The sequence below is a fragment of the Halomonas sp. Mc5H-6 genome (genome assembly GCF_024124705.1).
GTDB classification, from domain to species: Bacteria; Pseudomonadota; Gammaproteobacteria; order Pseudomonadales; family Halomonadaceae; genus Vreelandella; species Vreelandella subterranea.
On sequence record NZ_JAMXSI010000002.1, the window covers coordinates 89349 to 106208 of the forward strand.

Genomic DNA, 16860 nt, shown 5'->3' on the forward strand with positions numbered 1-16860 from the left:
CGATCCGATTTTAAAGGAGCGCGACCTTGAGTAGCGAAATCATCAAAGTTCCCGATATCGGTGGCGATACCGATGTCGAAATCATCGAGATTGCGGTGTCGGAAGGCGATGTCATTGAAGCAGAAGACACCCTGATCACGCTCGAATCCGATAAAGCCAGCATGGACGTACCGGCTCCGAAAGGGGGCAAGGTCATCAAAGTGCTGGTCAAAGAGGGCGATAGCGTCTCTGAAGGTGACGATATCGTCGAGCTGGAAGTCGAAGGTGGTGGCGACGCCGGGGGGGAAAGCGACGAATCCCCCGCTGAGTCATCCGGCAGCCAGCAGGATGACGCCCCCGCCCAAGCGTCCGAGCCGGAACCCTCAAAGCCTGCCGCCAAAAAGGCATCTGGCGGCAAGCAGACCGTGGACATCAAAGTGCCTGATCTGGGGGGCTCGGATAACGTCGAAATCATCGAAGTCGCAGTGGGCGAAGGCGATGAGGTTGACGCCGAAGACACCTTGATCACCCTGGAGTCCGATAAGGCCTCCATGGATGTGCCGAGTCCCCATGCCGGTAAAATCGTGTCGTTCAGTGTCAAAGAAGGCGACACGGTCTCGGAAGGCGATGTCATCGGGCAAATGGAAATCGCCGGTGAAGGCGGCGACACCGAAGACACAGCAGACGAACAGGCGTCCAGCCAGACCAGCAGCAGCGAACCCCAAGCGGCGGCTGAGCAGGATGATGCGCCAGACGAAGCTGCCAGCGGTGAACCGGAGCGCAAAGAGATTCGTGTGCCCGACCTGTCCGGTTCCTCCGATGTGCCGATCATTGAGATTGGCGTAGCGGCCGGTGACGAGGTCGACGAAGAAGACCCGCTGATCACCCTGGAGTCCGACAAGGCGTCGATGGATGTCCCCAGCCCCTACAAAGGCAAGCTCCTCGAGCTGACCGTCAAAGAGGGCGACACGGTCTCCGAAGGCGATGTGATCGGCTATATCGAAGTCGCGGGTGCCAAGCAGGCAGCCCCGAAAAAAGCCGCACCCGAAAAAGCCCAGCCACAGAGCGCCAGCCCGTCCAGCACCAAGCCTGCCGAGTCGCCTGCTGGCACCCCCAGCCCCGAAGCGCAGATGGCATCGCACAAGCCGCGTGACGGTAAGCTGGTCCATGCTGGTCCCGCCGTGCGTATGCTGGCGCGGGAACTGGGCGTCGACCTGGCCCTGGTCAAGCCCAGTGGCCCGAAAGACCGCGTGCTGAAGGAAGACGTTCAGGCCTATGTGAAGCAGGCGATTGCCAATCAGGGCAAAGCGCAGGCGGGCGCAGCCCCGGCGGCCACCGGTGGCGCAGGTATTCCGCCGGTGCCGGAGGTCGACTTCAGCCAGTTTGGCGAGGTCGAAGAAAAGCCGATGGGACGCCTGCTCAAGATGGGTGCGACCAATCTGCACCGCAGCTGGCTCAACGTTCCCCACGTTACCCAGTTCGACGAAGCGGATATCACCGAGCTTGAAGACTTCCGCAAGTCGATGAAGGCCGAAGCCGAGGCCCAGGGCGCCAAGCTGACGCCGCTGCCGTTCATGGTCAAGGCCTGTGCCTTTGCACTGCGCAAGTTCCCGCAGTTCAACGTCAGCCTGAAAGGTGACGGCGAAACGCTGGTATGGAAGCACTACGTGCATATCGGCATTGCGGTGGACACGCCAGAAGGCTTGATGGTGCCGGTGGTACGTAATGCCGACCAGAAATCCCTGATCGAGATTGCCAAGGAAATGGCCGAGCTTGGCAAGAAGGCGCAGTCCAAAAAGCTCAAACGCGACGAGATGACCGGCGGCTGCTTTACCATTTCGAGCCTGGGCTCGATTGGCGGTACCGCGTTCACGCCTATCGTCAATGCACCGGAAGTGGCCATTCTGGGCGTTTCCAAGTCCCAGATGAAGCCGGTATGGGATGGCAGTGCCTTCCAGCCGCGGCTGATGATGCCGCTATCGCTGTCCTACGACCACCGGGCAATCAACGGTGCGGATGCAGCGCGCTTCACCGCCTTCCTTGCGGATGTGCTGACCGATATCCGTCGTCTGCTGCTGTAAGTGGCAATGGAAGGTCTTGTGAGCGGCGTCCGGTAGGGCGCCGCTTGTGTTTGAGCCGCCGTTTTTTGAACACAAGGGCGACCAAAGTACAGGTTGGGCGTCACTTGGCTGATTTTATTTAAAAAAATGCCTTCATAACCGTACTTTCAGGCTTTTGGGTAGTTGTGTCGCCTGAGAGGCACGGTTATTGTCGGCTGATTGATTTATTGCATTTCTATTATTCAAGGAGCAGAGCCATGCGTTTAATCCTGTTGGGTGCCCCCGGTGCGGGGAAGGGGACTCAAGCTCAGTTTATCTGCGAGCGTTATAACATTCCCCAGATTTCCACCGGCGACATGTTACGCGCGGCGATCAAGGATGGCAGCGAGCTGGGCCTCAAGGTCAAAGAGATCATGAACAGCGGCGGCCTGGTGTCCGACGACATCATCATCGATCTGGTCAAAGAGCGTATCAGCCAGCCCGACTGCGCAAATGGCTTTCTGTTCGACGGCTTCCCGCGCACCATTCCCCAGGCGGACGCCATGAAAGAGGGCGGTGTCAAGCTCGATCACGTGCTGGAAATTGCCGTTCCCGACGAGGAGATTGTTAATCGCCTGGCAGGTCGGCGGGTTCACCCTGAGTCAGGGCGGGTTTATCATGTGGCGCATAATCCGCCCAAAGAACCGGGCAAGGATGACGTGACCGGCGAGGCGCTGATTCAGCGCGAGGACGACCAGGAGTCCACCGTACGTAATCGGCTCGCGGTGTATCATGATCAAACGGCGCCGCTGGTCGATTATTACCAGCAGTGGGCTAAAGAAGATCCCGAGGCGGCACCGCAATACCATCGCGTTGAAGGGGTTGGAAGCGTGGATGATATTACCCGCCAGGTTGCCGAAGCGTTGAGTTAAGGCTTTCCAGGCAAGCACTAGCCAATTCGTGATGGCCCGCCAAGTGCGGGCCATCGTCGTATGGGCAAGGCAAAGGTATAATGCCCGTCTACTTCTCACGAGTGCTGAATCGCTATGTCGCTATATCTTCTCGCTCTCGATGCCTCTTCAAGCGCCTGCTCCGCTGCCTTGCTGCGCCAGGACGCCGACCACAGCGAGTGCGTCGCGCGCTTTGAAATGACACCGCGTGCGCATACCCGGCGGCTGTTGCCGATGGTCGATGAGGTGTTGGGCGACGCCCAGGTTACGTCAGGCCAACTGGATGCGGTTGCCTACGGCCGCGGCCCCGGTTCGTTTACCGGGCTGCGTATCGCTGCGGGGGCAGCACAGGGCCTGGCATTTGGGCTGGATCGGCCGTTACTGGGTATCTCCACGCTTGAAGCGCTGGCACTCCAGGCCCATCGTCGCTATCACCTGCGCCATGTCGTGACCGCGCTGGATGCCCGCATGGGGGAGGTCTATGTGGCGACGTGGCACTGCTTGCATGACAGCGTGCGCCGTCAAGGCGACGAGGCCGTCCTCACGCCCAAAGCGGTGCAACTGCCCGACGAAGCAACCGACTGGGTCGGCGTCGGGAGCGGTTTTACGCTTTGGGAGCAGTTCAACACCCCGTTTCAGGCGGCAATGACGCACCATCTGACCGACCTTGAACCGCGTGCCGAGGAAATGGCCTGGCTGGCCGCCCGGGACTTCGCTGACGGGTTGGGGCAGCCAGCCCACGCGGTGCAGCCGGTCTATCTGCGCAACCAGGTGGCGTGGAAAAAGCCCGCATGACGCTGCCCGATGTCGGCCAGTTGCCAGCCGGGTTAACGCTTGTCTATCGCGATGGGCAACTGGTGTTAACCGGCAATGAGTGGCAGTTCGGCAAGCCGCTCAGTGTTGATTTTGCGGCCGGGCGGGCCGCCCATCGGCGCCAATTTGGCGGCGGGCGTGGTCAGTTGGTAGCCAAGGCCTGCGGCCTGAACAAGGGGCTCAACCCGCACGTGGTCGATGCCACGGCCGGCCTGGGTCGCGATGCCTTTGTATTGGCAAGCCTGGGCGCGTCGGTATTGCTGATCGAGCGCGTCCCGGCGATTGCGGCCCTGCTTGCCGATGGCTTGTCCCGTGCAGCCAACATTGCCGACACCGCGCCCATCGCTTCGCGTATGACGTTGCGCCACGGGGATGCCGCCGAGGCACTGGCCGCGCTGGTAGCTGACGCTGCCTTTGATCCTGAGGTGGTCCATCTTGACCCCATGTTTCCCCACCGGGAAAAATCTGCGCTGGTCAAAAAAGAGATGCGCCTTTTTCGCGAGCTGGCCGGTGACGACGACGATGCCCCCCGCCTGCTGGAAGCGGCTTTGGATGTGGCCACCCATCGTGTGGTGGTCAAACGACCGCGCAAGGCACCGCCGATTGCCGGGCCTGCACCCCAGCACACCCTGGAAGGCAAAACCAGTCGCTACGATATGTATGTCCACCGCGCCCTGACGCGCTAACGCTTACCAAGGAGGGGGAATGTCGTCGATCTGGCGCGAAGGCAATCGCTTTACCCTGCTTCCTGAGGCGTCGCGGTTTCTACCTGCAATGCTCGAGGCCATTCATCATGCCCAGCACTATGTGCTGGTAGAGCTCTATTTGATGGCGTCAGGCAGATTGGCCGACCGGGTTATCGAGGCGCTCGTCCAGGCGGTCAATCGCGGGGTAACGGTGTGTCTGCTGCTGGACGGTTTTGGCTCGATGGGCTTGTCGAGCCAGGACCGGCGTCGCTTGATCAACGCGGGTGTTCAACTGCGCTTTTTTAACCCGCTGGGCTTTCACTCCCTGGCGCGCAACTTGAGCCGCGACCATCGCAAGATCGTGGTGGTCGATGGAGGGCTGGCGTTCACCGGTGGCTTTGGCGCGGTCGACGAGTTCCTCGATGCCTGGTATGAAATTGCGGTGCGCGCCGAAGGTCGGGTGGTGGCTGACTGGGAAAACCTGTTCAGGCGGTTGTGGCGGTCGCGACTGACGCGTCCTGACCAGGCGCAGGCGAGCAGCCAGCCATTGCCCGTCCAGCGCACACCGCCCTGCTTTGCCGACGGTGTGCGTGGACGCGTGATGTCGGCGAGGGGCTATCGCTACCAGGCCATTCGTTATTCGCTGCATCAGCGGGTAAGACAGGCAGAGCAACAGCTGTGGCTGTGCACGCCCTATTTCGTGCCCACCTTCCCCCTGCGCCGACGGCTGGTGCGTGCCGCCAGGCGTGGTATCGATGTTCGACTGTTATTGCCGGGCGCCAAACATGACCACCCCGGCGTGCGCTATGCCGGGCAGCGCTTTTATCAGGCGATGCTCAAGGCCGGGGTACGCATCTACGAATTTCAGCCGACGTTTATCCACGCTAAGTTTGTACTGGCCGACGAGTGGATCAGTATCGGGTCGTGCAATTTCGACCATTGGAATCTGCACTGGAACCTCGAAGCGAACCAGGAGGTGGAGGACCCGGGCCTGGCACAGCAAGTACGCGAGCTTTTCGAGGGCCACTTCGCCGCCAGCGAGGAGGTGGACCCTGTAGCCTGGGCGGCGCGGCCCTGGAAGCAGCGCGCCAAGGAGTGGCTCTATGGGCTGCTGGATGCCCTGATGACCCGGCTCAAGTAACTTAGCGGCGCTGTTTACCCTTGGCGGGCGTTTTTCGGCGCGGCTTGGGCTTGGTGGTTTCCGGTGGCACGCGGTAATGTAGATAAAGGTCGAGTACCAGCTCCGGTAACTGGGTCACCAGCGCTTCCTGGCGCTCAAGGTCGCCCGCCATTTCGGCCATATCGGGCTCGTCGTCAAACAGCCCCGACAGCAGCATGAAAGGCAGCAGTAGGGTGGCCGCGGTTTCCTCGTCATCCTGGAACCAGGCACTCTCATCGCAGAACACGCCTTCCATGAACCCGGCGCACCAATCGCCGATGGGCGTCTCTTCAGCGGGTATGCCGCCAAGGGTCAGTTCGAAGGGCAGTTCAGGCAAGCCACCCTGCTCGAGAACCGCCATGGCATTATCGCGTAGCAGCGTGAGCAGGTGGATAATGTCGTCGCGCTGCGCCTCGTCGACGTAGCGGGGTTCGCCATGGAACAGCTCGGCGATCCACTGGGCAGGCGGCACTTCGCTAGGGCCGACGGCCAGCGCAACGAGAAATCCGTGCGCCGAGATCAGGTCCAGAGCATCTTCGTCGACTCGGTCTGACGCGAGAAAATCGTCCAGCCTGTCGAGTTGTTCATCGTCAAGCAGCGGCTGCGGCGGAGTCGCCTCTTCGGGCGGATGGGGACGCGCTGGCATAAGGAGCCTCATCAATGAGCAGCGGAAACAAACAGTCAAAATGACACAATGACGGCTAGTTTATCACTAATGACGACCACGCCACTCCCCCCTTGGCCCGATGCAACCCTTGCGGCCTTGAGCACAGACGCATTGCACCAGGCTGCCCGCGAGCGCGTCGAGCATGCCTGGCAGCGTTGCCGCGAGGTCTATCCAGAGCTACCGCGTCCTGGGGTATGGTTTGACCTGCGCGGTGCTTCCGCCGGTCAGGCGCACCTTGGCCGCGGCGGATTAAGGTTCAATCCCGTGCTGCTGGATGAAAACCGAGGCGCGTTTTTCGACGAGGTTATCCCCCATGAAATGGCCCACTGGCTTGTGTTTCACCTCGCTGATGGCACCCGCTTGAAACCCCACGGACGCGAATGGAAAGCCGTGATGCGCGACCTGTTCGGCCTGAAACCCAAGGTGACGCATCGCTTTAACGTGGCGCGGGCGCAGCCAGCTCCCTATCGTTATCGGTGTGGTTGCCGAGACCACCAGTTGACGCCCCGGCGTCATGCTTTGGTCGTAAAAGGTCGTCGCTATCGCTGTCGTCATTGTGCTGAGACCTTGGTCTACTGTGCTGGATGACGCCTGGATTCTTTGCTATAAGTTATTGTAATTAATGCTAAAAATGTTAATACCAATGTCTAAAGGGAAGGCCGGGCCGAGAGGTTTATGCTAGGGTGACAAATAGGTGGTGCCGGTAACGTTAAAAATAATATCGGCTACATTCCTTTAGAGAGTGCATTTCCACGGACAGAGGCAATTTCATGAGCGAACAGCAGAACGTCTATCCGGTGCGCGAAGATATCGCCGCCAACGCGTGGGCTGACGAAGCCACCTACCAGGCTATGTACCAGCAGTCGGTAGACGATCCGGAAGGCTTTTGGGCTGAACAGGCCAAGCGGCTTGACTGGATCAAGGCGCCGTCCAAGATCAAGAGCACTTCCTTCGCGCGTGACAATGTCGATATTCGCTGGTTTGAAGACGGCCAGTTGAACGTCGCCGCCAACTGCCTGGACCGACACCTCGAAAAACGTGGTGATCAGACCGCGATCATCTGGGAAGGCGACGATCCCAGCGAGTCCAAGCACATCAGCTATCGTGAGCTTTACGAACGCACCAACCAACTGGCCAACGGCCTGAAAGAATTGGGGGTCGGTAAAGGCGACACGGTCACCCTGTACATGCCGATGATTCCTGAAGCCGCCATGGCCATGCTCGCCTGCGCGCGCATTGGTGCGGTGCACTCGGTCGTGTTTGGCGGTTTCTCCCCCGACGCGGTGGCCCAGCGGGTTATCGGGGCCGATTCCAAGCTGGTGATTACCGCCGATGAGTCGGTGCGCGGTGGCAAGCAGGTACCGCTGAAAGACAACGTCGACGCCGCCCTGACTCGGGAAGGCACCGATGTCTGCCAGAATGTACTGGTGGTCAAGCGCACCGGCGGCGAGATCGAATGGAAAGAAGGCCGCGACCTGTGGTTTAGCGACCTGGTCGACAAGCAGTCCACCGAATGCGAGCCCGAAGCGATGGGCGCGGAAGACCCGCTGTTCATTCTTTACACCTCGGGTTCCACCGGCGCACCGAAAGGGCTCAAGCACACCACCGGCGGGTACCTGACCTTTGCGGCGATGACTCACCAGTACGTGTTCGACTATCACGAAGGTGAAGTCTATTGGTGCACCGCCGATGTCGGCTGGGTTACCGGGCACAGCTATATCGTCTATGGCCCGCTGGCCAACGGCGCCACCACCCTGATGTTCGAGGGCGTGCCCAGCTACCCGACCCATGGCCGTTTGGGCGACATCGTCGACAAGCATAACGTCAATATCCTGTACACCGCACCGACCGCGGTGCGCGCCTTGATGGCCCACGGCGACAACGTCATGGACTCAAGCAAGCGCGATTCGCTGCGCCTGCTGGGTTCGGTGGGCGAGCCCATCAACCCCGAAGCCTGGGAGTGGTTCTACCGGGTCATCGGTAACGAAAAGTGCCCGATCGTGGATACCTGGTGGCAGACCGAGACCGGCGGCATCATGATCTCGCCACTGCCCGGTGCCACGCCGCTCAAGCCGGGGTCGGCGACCAAGCCGTTCTTTGGCGTTCAGCCCGCGCTGGTGGACAACGAAGGCAACCTGCTTGAAGGCGCCACCGAAGGCAATCTGGTGATTCTGGATGCCTGGCCGGGGCAGGCGCGGTCAATCTGGGGCGACCACGATCGCTTCGTGCAGACCTATTTCTCCACTTACGACAACATGTACTTTACCGGTGACGGCTGTCGCCGTGACGAAGACGGCTATTACTGGATCACCGGGCGGGTTGACGACGTTCTTAACGTGTCGGGCCACCGCATGGGGACCGCCGAGATCGAATCGTCGCTGGTGGCCCACTCCGCTGTTGCCGAAGCCGCTGTGGTCGGCTTCCCTCACGATATCAAGGGTCAGGGTATCTACATTTACGTAACCTTGAACGACGAGATCGACCCGACGGATGAGTTGAAAAAAGAGCTGACCCAGTGGGTACGCAAGGATATTGGCCCCATTGCTTCACCGGATGTCATTCAGTGGGCACCGGGCCTTCCCAAAACCCGCTCGGGCAAGATCATGCGCCGTATACTGCGCAAGATTGCCGCCAATGAATGCGACGGTTTGGGGGATACCAGTACGCTGGCCGATCCTTCGGTAGTGGATGAATTGATCGAGCATCGCGTTAATAAATAGCCTGTTCGCTGGTCCCGTCGTTCCCACGATGGGGCAGGTGATAAACAACAGGCTGAGTGTTGGCCCGTTTTCCAAGGGCTATGACGATCAGTGCCGGCCATCGCGCCGGCACTGCTTTGTTCAGCGTGATGAAGAATCCATTACAAATTGTGCATATGACGCTTGGGCATGGCGAAGCCCATGGGGTACCATGCCTTAACCGTATGTGCCCAGCGTCGCGGCAGCAGCAAACCCCGCTGCTTGAGGAACCGGAGGAATATCCATGGCAGTAGCCCACAAGTTTATCGTCGCAGATGACCATCCGCTGTTTCGTGCAGCACTCACCCAGGCGTTGCGCCAACTGGCCCCGCAGGCAGAAATCGTGGAAGCCGATACCATGGAGGCGACAACGGAGGTGGTCAACCGACACCCGGATGCTGACCTCATTCTGCTGGATTTGCACATGCCGGGCGCCCATGGTTTTTCGGGGCTTATCCAGCTGCGTGGGCAAATGCCTGATATCCCGGTGGCCGTCGTCTCGGGCAGCGACGAGCCCTATGTCGTGCGCCGTGCCATCGATTATGGCGCGTCAGGCTTTATTCCCAAATCATCATCGCTGCAGCTGATCGCTGAAGCGGTCAGCGAGATTTTGCAGGGTGAGGTGTGGCTACCCGAGGCATTGGCGGGCGTGCTGGAAGAAACCAGCGAAGAAGAGTCGCGTTTTGCCGAAGCGATTGCGTCGCTGACCCCCCAGCAGTTCCGGGTGCTCAATATGCTTACCGAAGGTCTGCTGAACAAGCAGATTGCCTACGAGCTGAACGTGTCCGAAGCGACCATCAAGGCGCATGTGACAGCCATTTTGCGTAAGCTGGGCGTTCACTCGCGCACCCAGGCGGTCATTGCAGCGCAGAAGCTGGAAGTCGAGCCGCCCAAAGTCGAGTCGTGACGGGCCTCTTCGCCTGGCGCTGAGCTGGCAGAGCGGCGCTTCGCGCCTGGAAGCGAGAAAAACCGCCTCCGTGGTCTTGCCACGGAGGCGGTTTCGTTCAAGCGGTCTTCCAGCTAGGCCTTGGCCGCTCGGCTGGCCTGCAGCGTTCGCGTCAACAGCGCCCGCAGTGCCGCCGGGCGAACCGGCTTGAGGAGCAGCTGATACCCGGCGCGCTTGACCTCCTCGGCCACGGCTTCGGTGCGGTCGGCGGTAATCACGATACCGGGGACGGCAGTGGTCAAACGCTCGCTCAGGGCTTCAAGGGCCATCAGGCCGGTGACCTCGTTATCCAGATGGTAGTCGGCCAGAATGGCGTCCGGGTCGCCATCCATATTGCGCAGGATCGACTTGGCGCCGCCGATACTGGTGGCAGTGAAGACCTCGCAGCCCCAGCCACTGAGCATGGCGGTCATGCCCTCGAGAATCAGCGTTTCGTTGTCGATACATACGATGCGGGTCCCCGCCAGTTTGTTACCCGTGCGGCGTGGTCCCTGGTCCTGGTCGTCGGCGCGGGTTTCGCGGGCTTCAACGCGCGGCACGCTGACCGAGAACACCGTGCCGGTACCTTCCCAGGAGCGAACCTTGATCGGATGATCGAGCACACGACTCATGCGGTCGGCGATGGAAAGCCCAAGCCCGAGGCCTTTTTCGCTTTCCTTGTGCCGTGATACCTGATCGAGGCGACGGAACTCCTGGAAAATTTCGCTGAGCTTGGAGTCGGGAATCCCGGGGCCGCTGTCCCAGACTTCAATGACCAGCCGCTCGCCCTGGCGGCGACAGCCGAGCATGACACGGCCTTCCTGGGTATAGCGAATCGCGTTGGAAAGGAAGTTTTGCACAATGCGGCGCAGCATCTGGGGATCCGAGTCGACCCACTGCTGGGTGGGCACCACGACCAGGTCCAGCCCGCGCTCATCGGCCATCACTTCAAACTCGGCGCGCAGCGGGCGGAAGATGTCGGCCAGCGCAAAGTGGCTGCGCCGCGGCGTCAGAGCCCCGGCGTCGAGCTTGGAGATGTCCAGCAGTGTACTGAGCAGCTCTTCCGCCGCCTGCAGCGAATTATCGATATGCCCAATGGTGCGTTGGGTATCCGGGACGGTGACATTTTGCATGAGCGCCGAGGTAAACAGCCGCGCGGCGTTCAGCGGCTGGAGCAGGTCGTGGCTCGCCGCCGCCAGGAAACGCGTCTTGGACGCGTTGGCATCTTCAGCCAGCTGCTTGGCCTGGCGCAGTGCCTGTTCGGCTTCGGCGCGGACGCGGTTCTCCTGGCGCAAAGCCGCGTTGGCTTCCGAGAGCGCCTGGGTGCGCTCGCGCACGCGCTCCTCCAGGGTTTCATTGGTTTCCTTGAGGGCGACCTCTGCCTGACGGCGTTCGGTAATATCCTGATAAAGGGCGAAGAAGCCCAGAATCGACTGGCTGTCGCCGAAGTGGGGGGTATAGGTCACCAGCATGTGGCGCAGGGAGTCGCCCATGGGCATGGAAACCTCAAAGCTGACGCGTTCACCGCCCAGGGTGAGGGCCACCCAGGGGGCTCTTTCCTGGGCCTGCCGCCTGGGCAGCACGTCTTCGTAGCGTTTGCCGATCACGGCATTACGATCAATACCAAAGGCCTGTTCATAAGCACGGTTGGTGAACAGGTAGCGACCTTCCTTATCGAAGTAGGCAATCAGGGCAGGAACGTTATCGGTGTAAATCCGGATATTGTTCTCTGAACGGATCAGCGCTTCCTCGATGCGTTTTTGCTGGGTAATATCCTGATAGGTGTACACAAAGCCGCCACCCGGCATGGGGTTGCCCTGCACCTCGAGCACGCTGCCATCCTGACGGTAGCGGACGTAGCGGTGGGGATGACCGTCGCGAATATTGTCCAGCAGCAGCTGGACATGTTCTTCGGGGTCGCCGGGACCGTATTCGCCGTTGTGGGCGTTATAGCGGAAGATACGGTCTATTGGCGCGCCCACACGAATCAGGTGATCAGGGAAGCGAAACAGCTCAAGGTAGCGCTGATTCCACACCACCAGTCGCAGGTTCTGATCGACAACGCTGATGCCCTGGTTGATGTTCTCGATGGTGGCCTGCAACAGAGCCCGGTTGAATTCGAGCACCTGGGAGGCTTCATCGACAATCGAGATGACGTCGGAAATACCGATGCCGCGTCCCTGGAGGGCAGAGTTGACCACGATCCGTGCAGAAGACGCCCCAAGCACAGAGGCCAGGAAACGCTCGGTGAACTGGATAACATCGATAGAGGCTCGGGTGCTGTCATCCAGCGGTTTACCCGCACGTCTCGCGTAGTCTTCAAAGGCGCGGTCCACCTGACCCGCGCCCAGGAAGCGTTCACAAAGCACCTTCAAGTCGCCCACCGTGGTCGCCCCGGTCCAGGGGCGGTTAACCGAGGTTTGACGGGTTTCAACGCTGTCGACGAAAAGCGACGCCTGAATGCGCTCGACCACGCGCTGGGACGTAACCTGGGAGATGAAGATATAGCTGAACAGATTAACCCCCAGGGACAGCATGACCCCATGGGTGAAACTGTCGCCCATATTCAGGCCGAACAGAGCCGTCGGCGACAGCCAGGCGAGCCCTAGAGGGCCGCCATCGAGCCAGTTGGCTGGCAGTACACCGGCGCTGATCATGGCGGGCATGAGCAGGCTGTAGACCCAAATGGCGAAGCCAGCATTCATGCCGACGATGACCCCTAGCCGGTTACCGCGCTTCCAGTACAGGCCGCCGATCAGCGCAGGGGCAAATTGGGCCGCAGCCGCAAAGGACAGCATGCCAATCGACGCCAGTGACGTGAACTCGGCGATCATCTGGTAGAAGCCGTAGGCCATGGCCAAGACGGCGACGATGGTCAGGCGTCTCGCACGCAAGACCAGGCGACCGTAATCCCTCGCCTTGGTGTCGAACCAGCGCAACCGGAACAGTGCCGGGATCACGATTTCGTTGGAGATCATGATCGACACGGCAACGGCCGCGACAATGACCATGCCCGTGGCGGCGGAAAAGCCGCCGATGAACGTCAGCAGGGTGAGCCATTCATTGCCGGATGCCATCGACAGCGCCAGAACATAGGTGTCCGGCTCGACCGACGAATCGGAAAACAGCATCAAACCGGCAGCCGCCAGCGGCACCACAAAGAATGCGATCACGATCAGGTAAAGCGGAAACAGCCAGCGGGCTTTTGTCGCGTCGTCGTGGTGGGTGTTCTCGACCACCGCAACGTGAAATTGACGGGGCAGGCACAGAATCGCCAGCATCGCCAGCAGGGTTTGCGCCCAGAAGCTTTGGCCGAAATCCTGGTTGGCCAGTTGACGCTGAAGTTCCAACTGGGTCTCTGCGTAGTCCATCAGCTCGCCCAAGCCGTCGAACATGCCCCAGGTGACAAACACGCCAAGCACCACGAAGGCGACCAGCTTGACCAGTGACTCGAAGGCAACGGCGTGGATCAGCCCCTCGTGGTGCTCGGTGGCGTCGGTGTGTCGCGTCCCGAAAAGAATGGCAAAGATCGCCATCACCACGGCGACATAAAACGCAGTATCGCCAAACAGTGGCGCCTTGGTCATGTCGCCTTCAGCGGTGAGCACGCTGAACGTCGTCGAGACGGCTTTCAATTGCAGCGCGATGTAGGGCAGGGTGCCGACCAGGGCAACAAGGCTTGCGAAAGCCGCAAGCGACTGGGTTTTACCGTAGCGCGAGGCAATGAAGTCGGCGATGGAGGTAACGTTCTGATGCTTGGCTACGCGGATCATTTTCGCAAGCACGGGCCAGAACAATAAAAACGTCAGCACCGGTCCCACGAATATACTGGCAAACGACCAGCCAGCGGTCGCCGCCTGGCCCACGGCGCCGTAGAAGGTCCAGGAGGTGCAGTAAATCGCCAGGGCCAGGCTGTAGATGATGGGGCGACGACGGCTTGACCCGACCATGCGAGCACGGCGGTCGCCGTACCAGGCGATACCGAATAGCACCGCGATATACACAAGCGATACCGCGACCAACAGTCCGCCATGAAACATAGCTGTCTCCCGCCTTATGCCTATCGTTCAAGCAACTGGAACCTACCTGTCAGGCGCACCATTCTAGGCGAAATAAGATTTGCCGTCAGGCGTGAGATAGGGGTGATTATGCGTTACCGCATACATGGGTCAGTAGCGAAGAGGTATCGCGCAGCGTCCGCATCCGGTCGATTTGTGGCTCCCGGGTTTCCGGCTCCAGGGGAATCAGTTCACGGCTATCGCAATTGAGTACATAGGGATGGTGGGTAATCACATCGGTGTAGTGGCGTTCGAACTGGTACAGAATGAATTGCGCCACTCGCTCATCATCGCTGCTCCCCAGTTGAATGTTCTCGCTGTCGACGACGCTGAACTTGGTCGTCACCGGGAAGATGAAGGTCCACGGCCGCCAGACCTGTTGGCTGGTGTCGCTGGAAATCACCTCGGCGGTGTCGGGAAGCTGCTGCTGCTTGTGCTCAAACCACGAATACTCCATATGGATCTGGTAGCTGATCATACCCAGCCCCCCGCAAACGGGCACAATCCACTTGGGTAATCGCTTGCCGCTGAGCGTGCGCAGTAATAGGCCAATCCCTGCCGCTGCCAGACCTGCAAATACCGCGGCAATCAGATGCCAAATCATAATACGTCCTTCTAAAAAGCCATCGGGCCTCCCGGAGGAAGCCCGATGGCGGGTCGGTTCCACAGCCTGCGACCCTTAGGGCCGCAGGTAGGGGATGATTATGACTTAATGGTCGACGGCAACGCCAGCGCCTTTCGGGTAGCGAACGCTTTCGACCAGCTCCTGAATTTCCTGCGGAGGCTCGTCGGTCACCTTGCAGACCAGGAAGGCCACTGTGAAGTTGATCAATGCGCCAACCGCACCGAAGGACAGCGGCGAAATACCGAACAACCAGTTATCCGCGGTATTTTCCAGCATGTTGGTGCCCGGAATGAACAGCCAGCCCAAGTAGGTGAAGATGTAAAGCAGGGTGCAGGCCAGGCCAGCCAGCATGCCGGCCACCGCGCCTGAATTGTTCATCTTCTTGGAGAAGATGCCCATCATCAACGCCGGGAACAGGGAGGCACCCGCGATACCGAAGGCCAGTGCCACGGTTTGGGCGGCAAACCCGGGTGGGTTGAGGCCAAGGTAGGTGGCTACCAGGATGGCGCCCGCCATGGAAATACGCGCGGCCAGCATTTCCCCTTTCTCGGTGATCTTGGGATTGATCATGGTCTTGATCAAATCGTGACTGATGGCCGACGAGATCGCCAGCAGAAGACCGGCTGCCGTCGATAGCGCCGCGGCGATACCGCCCGCTGCAATCAAGCCAATGACCCAGCCGGGCAGGTTGGCAATTTCGGGGTTGGCAAGTACGAGAATATCGTTATTGACGGTCAGCTCGCTGCCTTCCCAGCCACGCGACTCAGCAACCTCGGCGTATTCTTCATTGCTGTCGTTGTAGACCTGGATGCGCCCATCATTGTTCTTGTCGTCGAATTGGATGAGGCCGGTTTCTTCCCAGGTGCGGATCCAGCCAGGGCGCTCTTCATAGACGAGTGCCTGTTCCGCCGCGGCGTCATAGTCCTCTACCTGCCCCGCCATTTCCGGGTAGATCGTCGTGGCGAGGTTCAAGCGCGCCATGGAACCAACCGCCGGTGCGGTCAGGTACAGCAAGGCGATGAACACCAGCGCCCAGCCTGCCGACCAGCGTGCATCAGCGACTCTGGGGACGGTGAAAAAGCGAATGATGACGTGGGGAAGACCTGCAGTACCGACCATCAGCGACAGGGTAAACAACACCATGTTGAGCTTGTTGTCGACATCCGCCGTGTAGTCCCTGAAGCCAAGTGCGTTCACTACATCATCGAGCTTCTCCAGTAGCGGCAGACCCGATTCGGTATGCGTGCTGAACATGCCGAACATCGGGATGGGGTTGCCGGTCAACTGCATGGCAATGAAGACTGCCGGGATGGTATAGGCAATGATCAGGACGACGTACTGCGCCACCTGAGTATAGGTAATGCCCTTCATGCCGCCGAAAACGGCGTACAGGAATACGATCGCGGCCGCAATCCAGATGCCTGCGGTGTTGGGCACTTCCAGGAAGCGCGAGAAGGCGACGCCCGCACCGGTCATCTGACCGATAACGTAAGTCACCGAGGCCACGATCAGGCAGATAACCGCCACCAGGCGGGCCGTGTTGCTGTAGAACCGGTCGCCGATGAAGTCGGGAACGGTAAACTTGCCGAACTTACGCAGGTAGGGCGCAAGCAGCATGGCAAGAATAACGTAGCCGCCGGTCCAGCCCATCAGGAAGGTGGAGTTGGCGTAACCACCAGAGGCCAGCAGACCCGCCATTGAAATGAAGGAAGCCGCTGACATCCAGTCCGCAGCGGTTGCCATCCCGTTGGTGATCGGATGGACGCCGCCGCCAGCGACATAGAAGTCTTTTGTTGACCCCGCACGTGCCCAGATCGCGATGCCTATATATAAGGCAAAGGAGGCACCTACGAAGAGCAGGTTGATTGCAAATTGGCTCATACCGGCTTACTCCCCTAGGCCAAATTTTTCGTCGAGCTTGTTCATTTTCCAGGCATAGAAAAAGATCAAGGCGATGAAGGTGAGAATTGACCCTTGCTGAGCAAACCAGAAGCCCAGATCGGTACCACCGACAGGGATTGAGGCCAGTAGCGGGCGAAAGAGAATAGCGCAGCCGTATGAGACGAATGCCCAGACCGCCAAGCATCCAATAATGGTACGGACGTTGGCTTTCCAGTATTCAGCAGCATTGGATTTGTCGTCTGCCATTGTGTTGCTCTCCACTAGTGTTTTTTAGGTTGGAAAGTTCACTCGGAATAGCGGTTGACCCACCAGGCCAATC

The 16860-nt window shown here is 59.8% G+C and carries 13 protein-coding genes; 8 read left to right on the forward strand and 5 right to left on the reverse strand.

Annotated elements, in window-relative coordinates; genetic code table 11:
- Positions 1–26 precede the first annotated feature (26 nt).
- The 5 genes from aceF (at position 27) to NH395_RS03870 (ending at position 5608) form a co-directional block, all read left to right on the forward strand.
- On the forward strand, positions 27–2060 hold the full coding sequence (gene aceF / locus NH395_RS03850; RefSeq protein ID WP_253022548.1) for a dihydrolipoyllysine-residue acetyltransferase: 2034 nt from the start codon (positions 27–29) through the stop codon (positions 2058–2060).
- 236 nt (positions 2061–2296) lie between these two features.
- The gene (adk, locus tag NH395_RS03855) at positions 2297–2950 is read left to right on the forward strand and encodes an adenylate kinase (protein WP_253022550.1); all 654 of its coding nucleotides are present in this window, start codon (positions 2297–2299) and stop codon (positions 2948–2950) included.
- 114 nt (positions 2951–3064) lie between these two features.
- Positions 3065–3763, forward strand: a complete 699-nt coding sequence (gene tsaB, locus NH395_RS03860; RefSeq protein ID WP_253022552.1) for a tRNA (adenosine(37)-N6)-threonylcarbamoyltransferase complex dimerization subunit type 1 TsaB — start codon at positions 3065–3067, stop codon at positions 3761–3763.
- The gene (locus NH395_RS03865) at positions 3760–4467 is read left to right on the forward strand and encodes a class I SAM-dependent methyltransferase (RefSeq protein WP_253022554.1); all 708 of its coding nucleotides are present in this window, start codon (positions 3760–3762) and stop codon (positions 4465–4467) included. The genes tsaB and NH395_RS03865 overlap by 4 nt, the downstream gene beginning before the upstream one ends.
- A gap of 19 nt (positions 4468–4486) precedes the next feature.
- Entirely contained in the window at positions 4487–5608 is a 1122-nt protein-coding gene (locus tag NH395_RS03870) for a phospholipase D-like domain-containing protein (RefSeq protein WP_253022556.1), read from the forward strand.
- 1 nt (position 5609) lies between these two features.
- Here the strand turns inward: NH395_RS03870 and NH395_RS03875 are convergent, their stop codons facing one another.
- Positions 5610–6272 (reverse strand): YecA family protein, encoded by a 663-nt coding sequence (locus NH395_RS03875; RefSeq protein ID WP_253022558.1) that lies wholly within the window; start codon positions 6270–6272, stop codon positions 5610–5612.
- A 69-nt stretch (positions 6273–6341) separates the two neighbouring features.
- Between NH395_RS03875 and NH395_RS03880 the strand changes: the two genes are divergently transcribed.
- The 3 genes from NH395_RS03880 (at position 6342) to NH395_RS03890 (ending at position 9938) form a co-directional block, all read left to right on the forward strand.
- Positions 6342–6881, forward strand: coding sequence for a SprT-like domain-containing protein (locus tag NH395_RS03880; RefSeq protein WP_253022560.1), 540 nt, complete (start codon positions 6342–6344; stop codon positions 6879–6881).
- A 182-nt stretch (positions 6882–7063) separates the two neighbouring features.
- Positions 7064–9013 carry an acetate--CoA ligase gene (gene acs / locus NH395_RS03885; protein WP_253022562.1) on the forward strand — a complete coding sequence of 650 codons (1950 nt, stop codon included), beginning with the start codon at positions 7064–7066 and terminating at the stop codon, positions 9011–9013.
- 262 nt (positions 9014–9275) lie between these two features.
- Positions 9276–9938, forward strand: coding sequence for a response regulator transcription factor (locus NH395_RS03890; protein ID WP_066318388.1), 663 nt, complete (start codon positions 9276–9278; stop codon positions 9936–9938).
- A 113-nt stretch (positions 9939–10051) separates the two neighbouring features.
- Here the strand turns inward: NH395_RS03890 and NH395_RS03895 are convergent, their stop codons facing one another.
- The 4 genes from NH395_RS03895 to NH395_RS03910 form a co-directional block, all read right to left on the reverse strand.
- Entirely contained in the window at positions 10052–13996 is a 3945-nt protein-coding gene (locus NH395_RS03895) for a NahK/ErcS family hybrid sensor histidine kinase/response regulator (protein WP_066318389.1), read from the reverse strand.
- Positions 13997–14102: 106 nt separating this feature from the next.
- Positions 14103–14618: a hypothetical protein gene (locus NH395_RS03900; RefSeq protein ID WP_253022564.1), complete on the reverse strand. Its 516-nt coding sequence runs from the start codon at positions 14616–14618 to the stop codon at positions 14103–14105.
- Positions 14619–14723: 105 nt separating this feature from the next.
- A complete protein-coding gene (locus tag NH395_RS03905) occupies positions 14724–16520 on the reverse strand; it encodes a sodium:solute symporter family protein (protein ID WP_253022566.1) in 1797 nt (598 codons plus the stop codon).
- 6 nt (positions 16521–16526) lie between these two features.
- Positions 16527–16787 carry a DUF4212 domain-containing protein gene (locus NH395_RS03910; protein ID WP_066318397.1) on the reverse strand — a complete coding sequence of 87 codons (261 nt, stop codon included), beginning with the start codon at positions 16785–16787 and terminating at the stop codon, positions 16527–16529.
- Positions 16788–16860 lie beyond the last annotated feature (73 nt).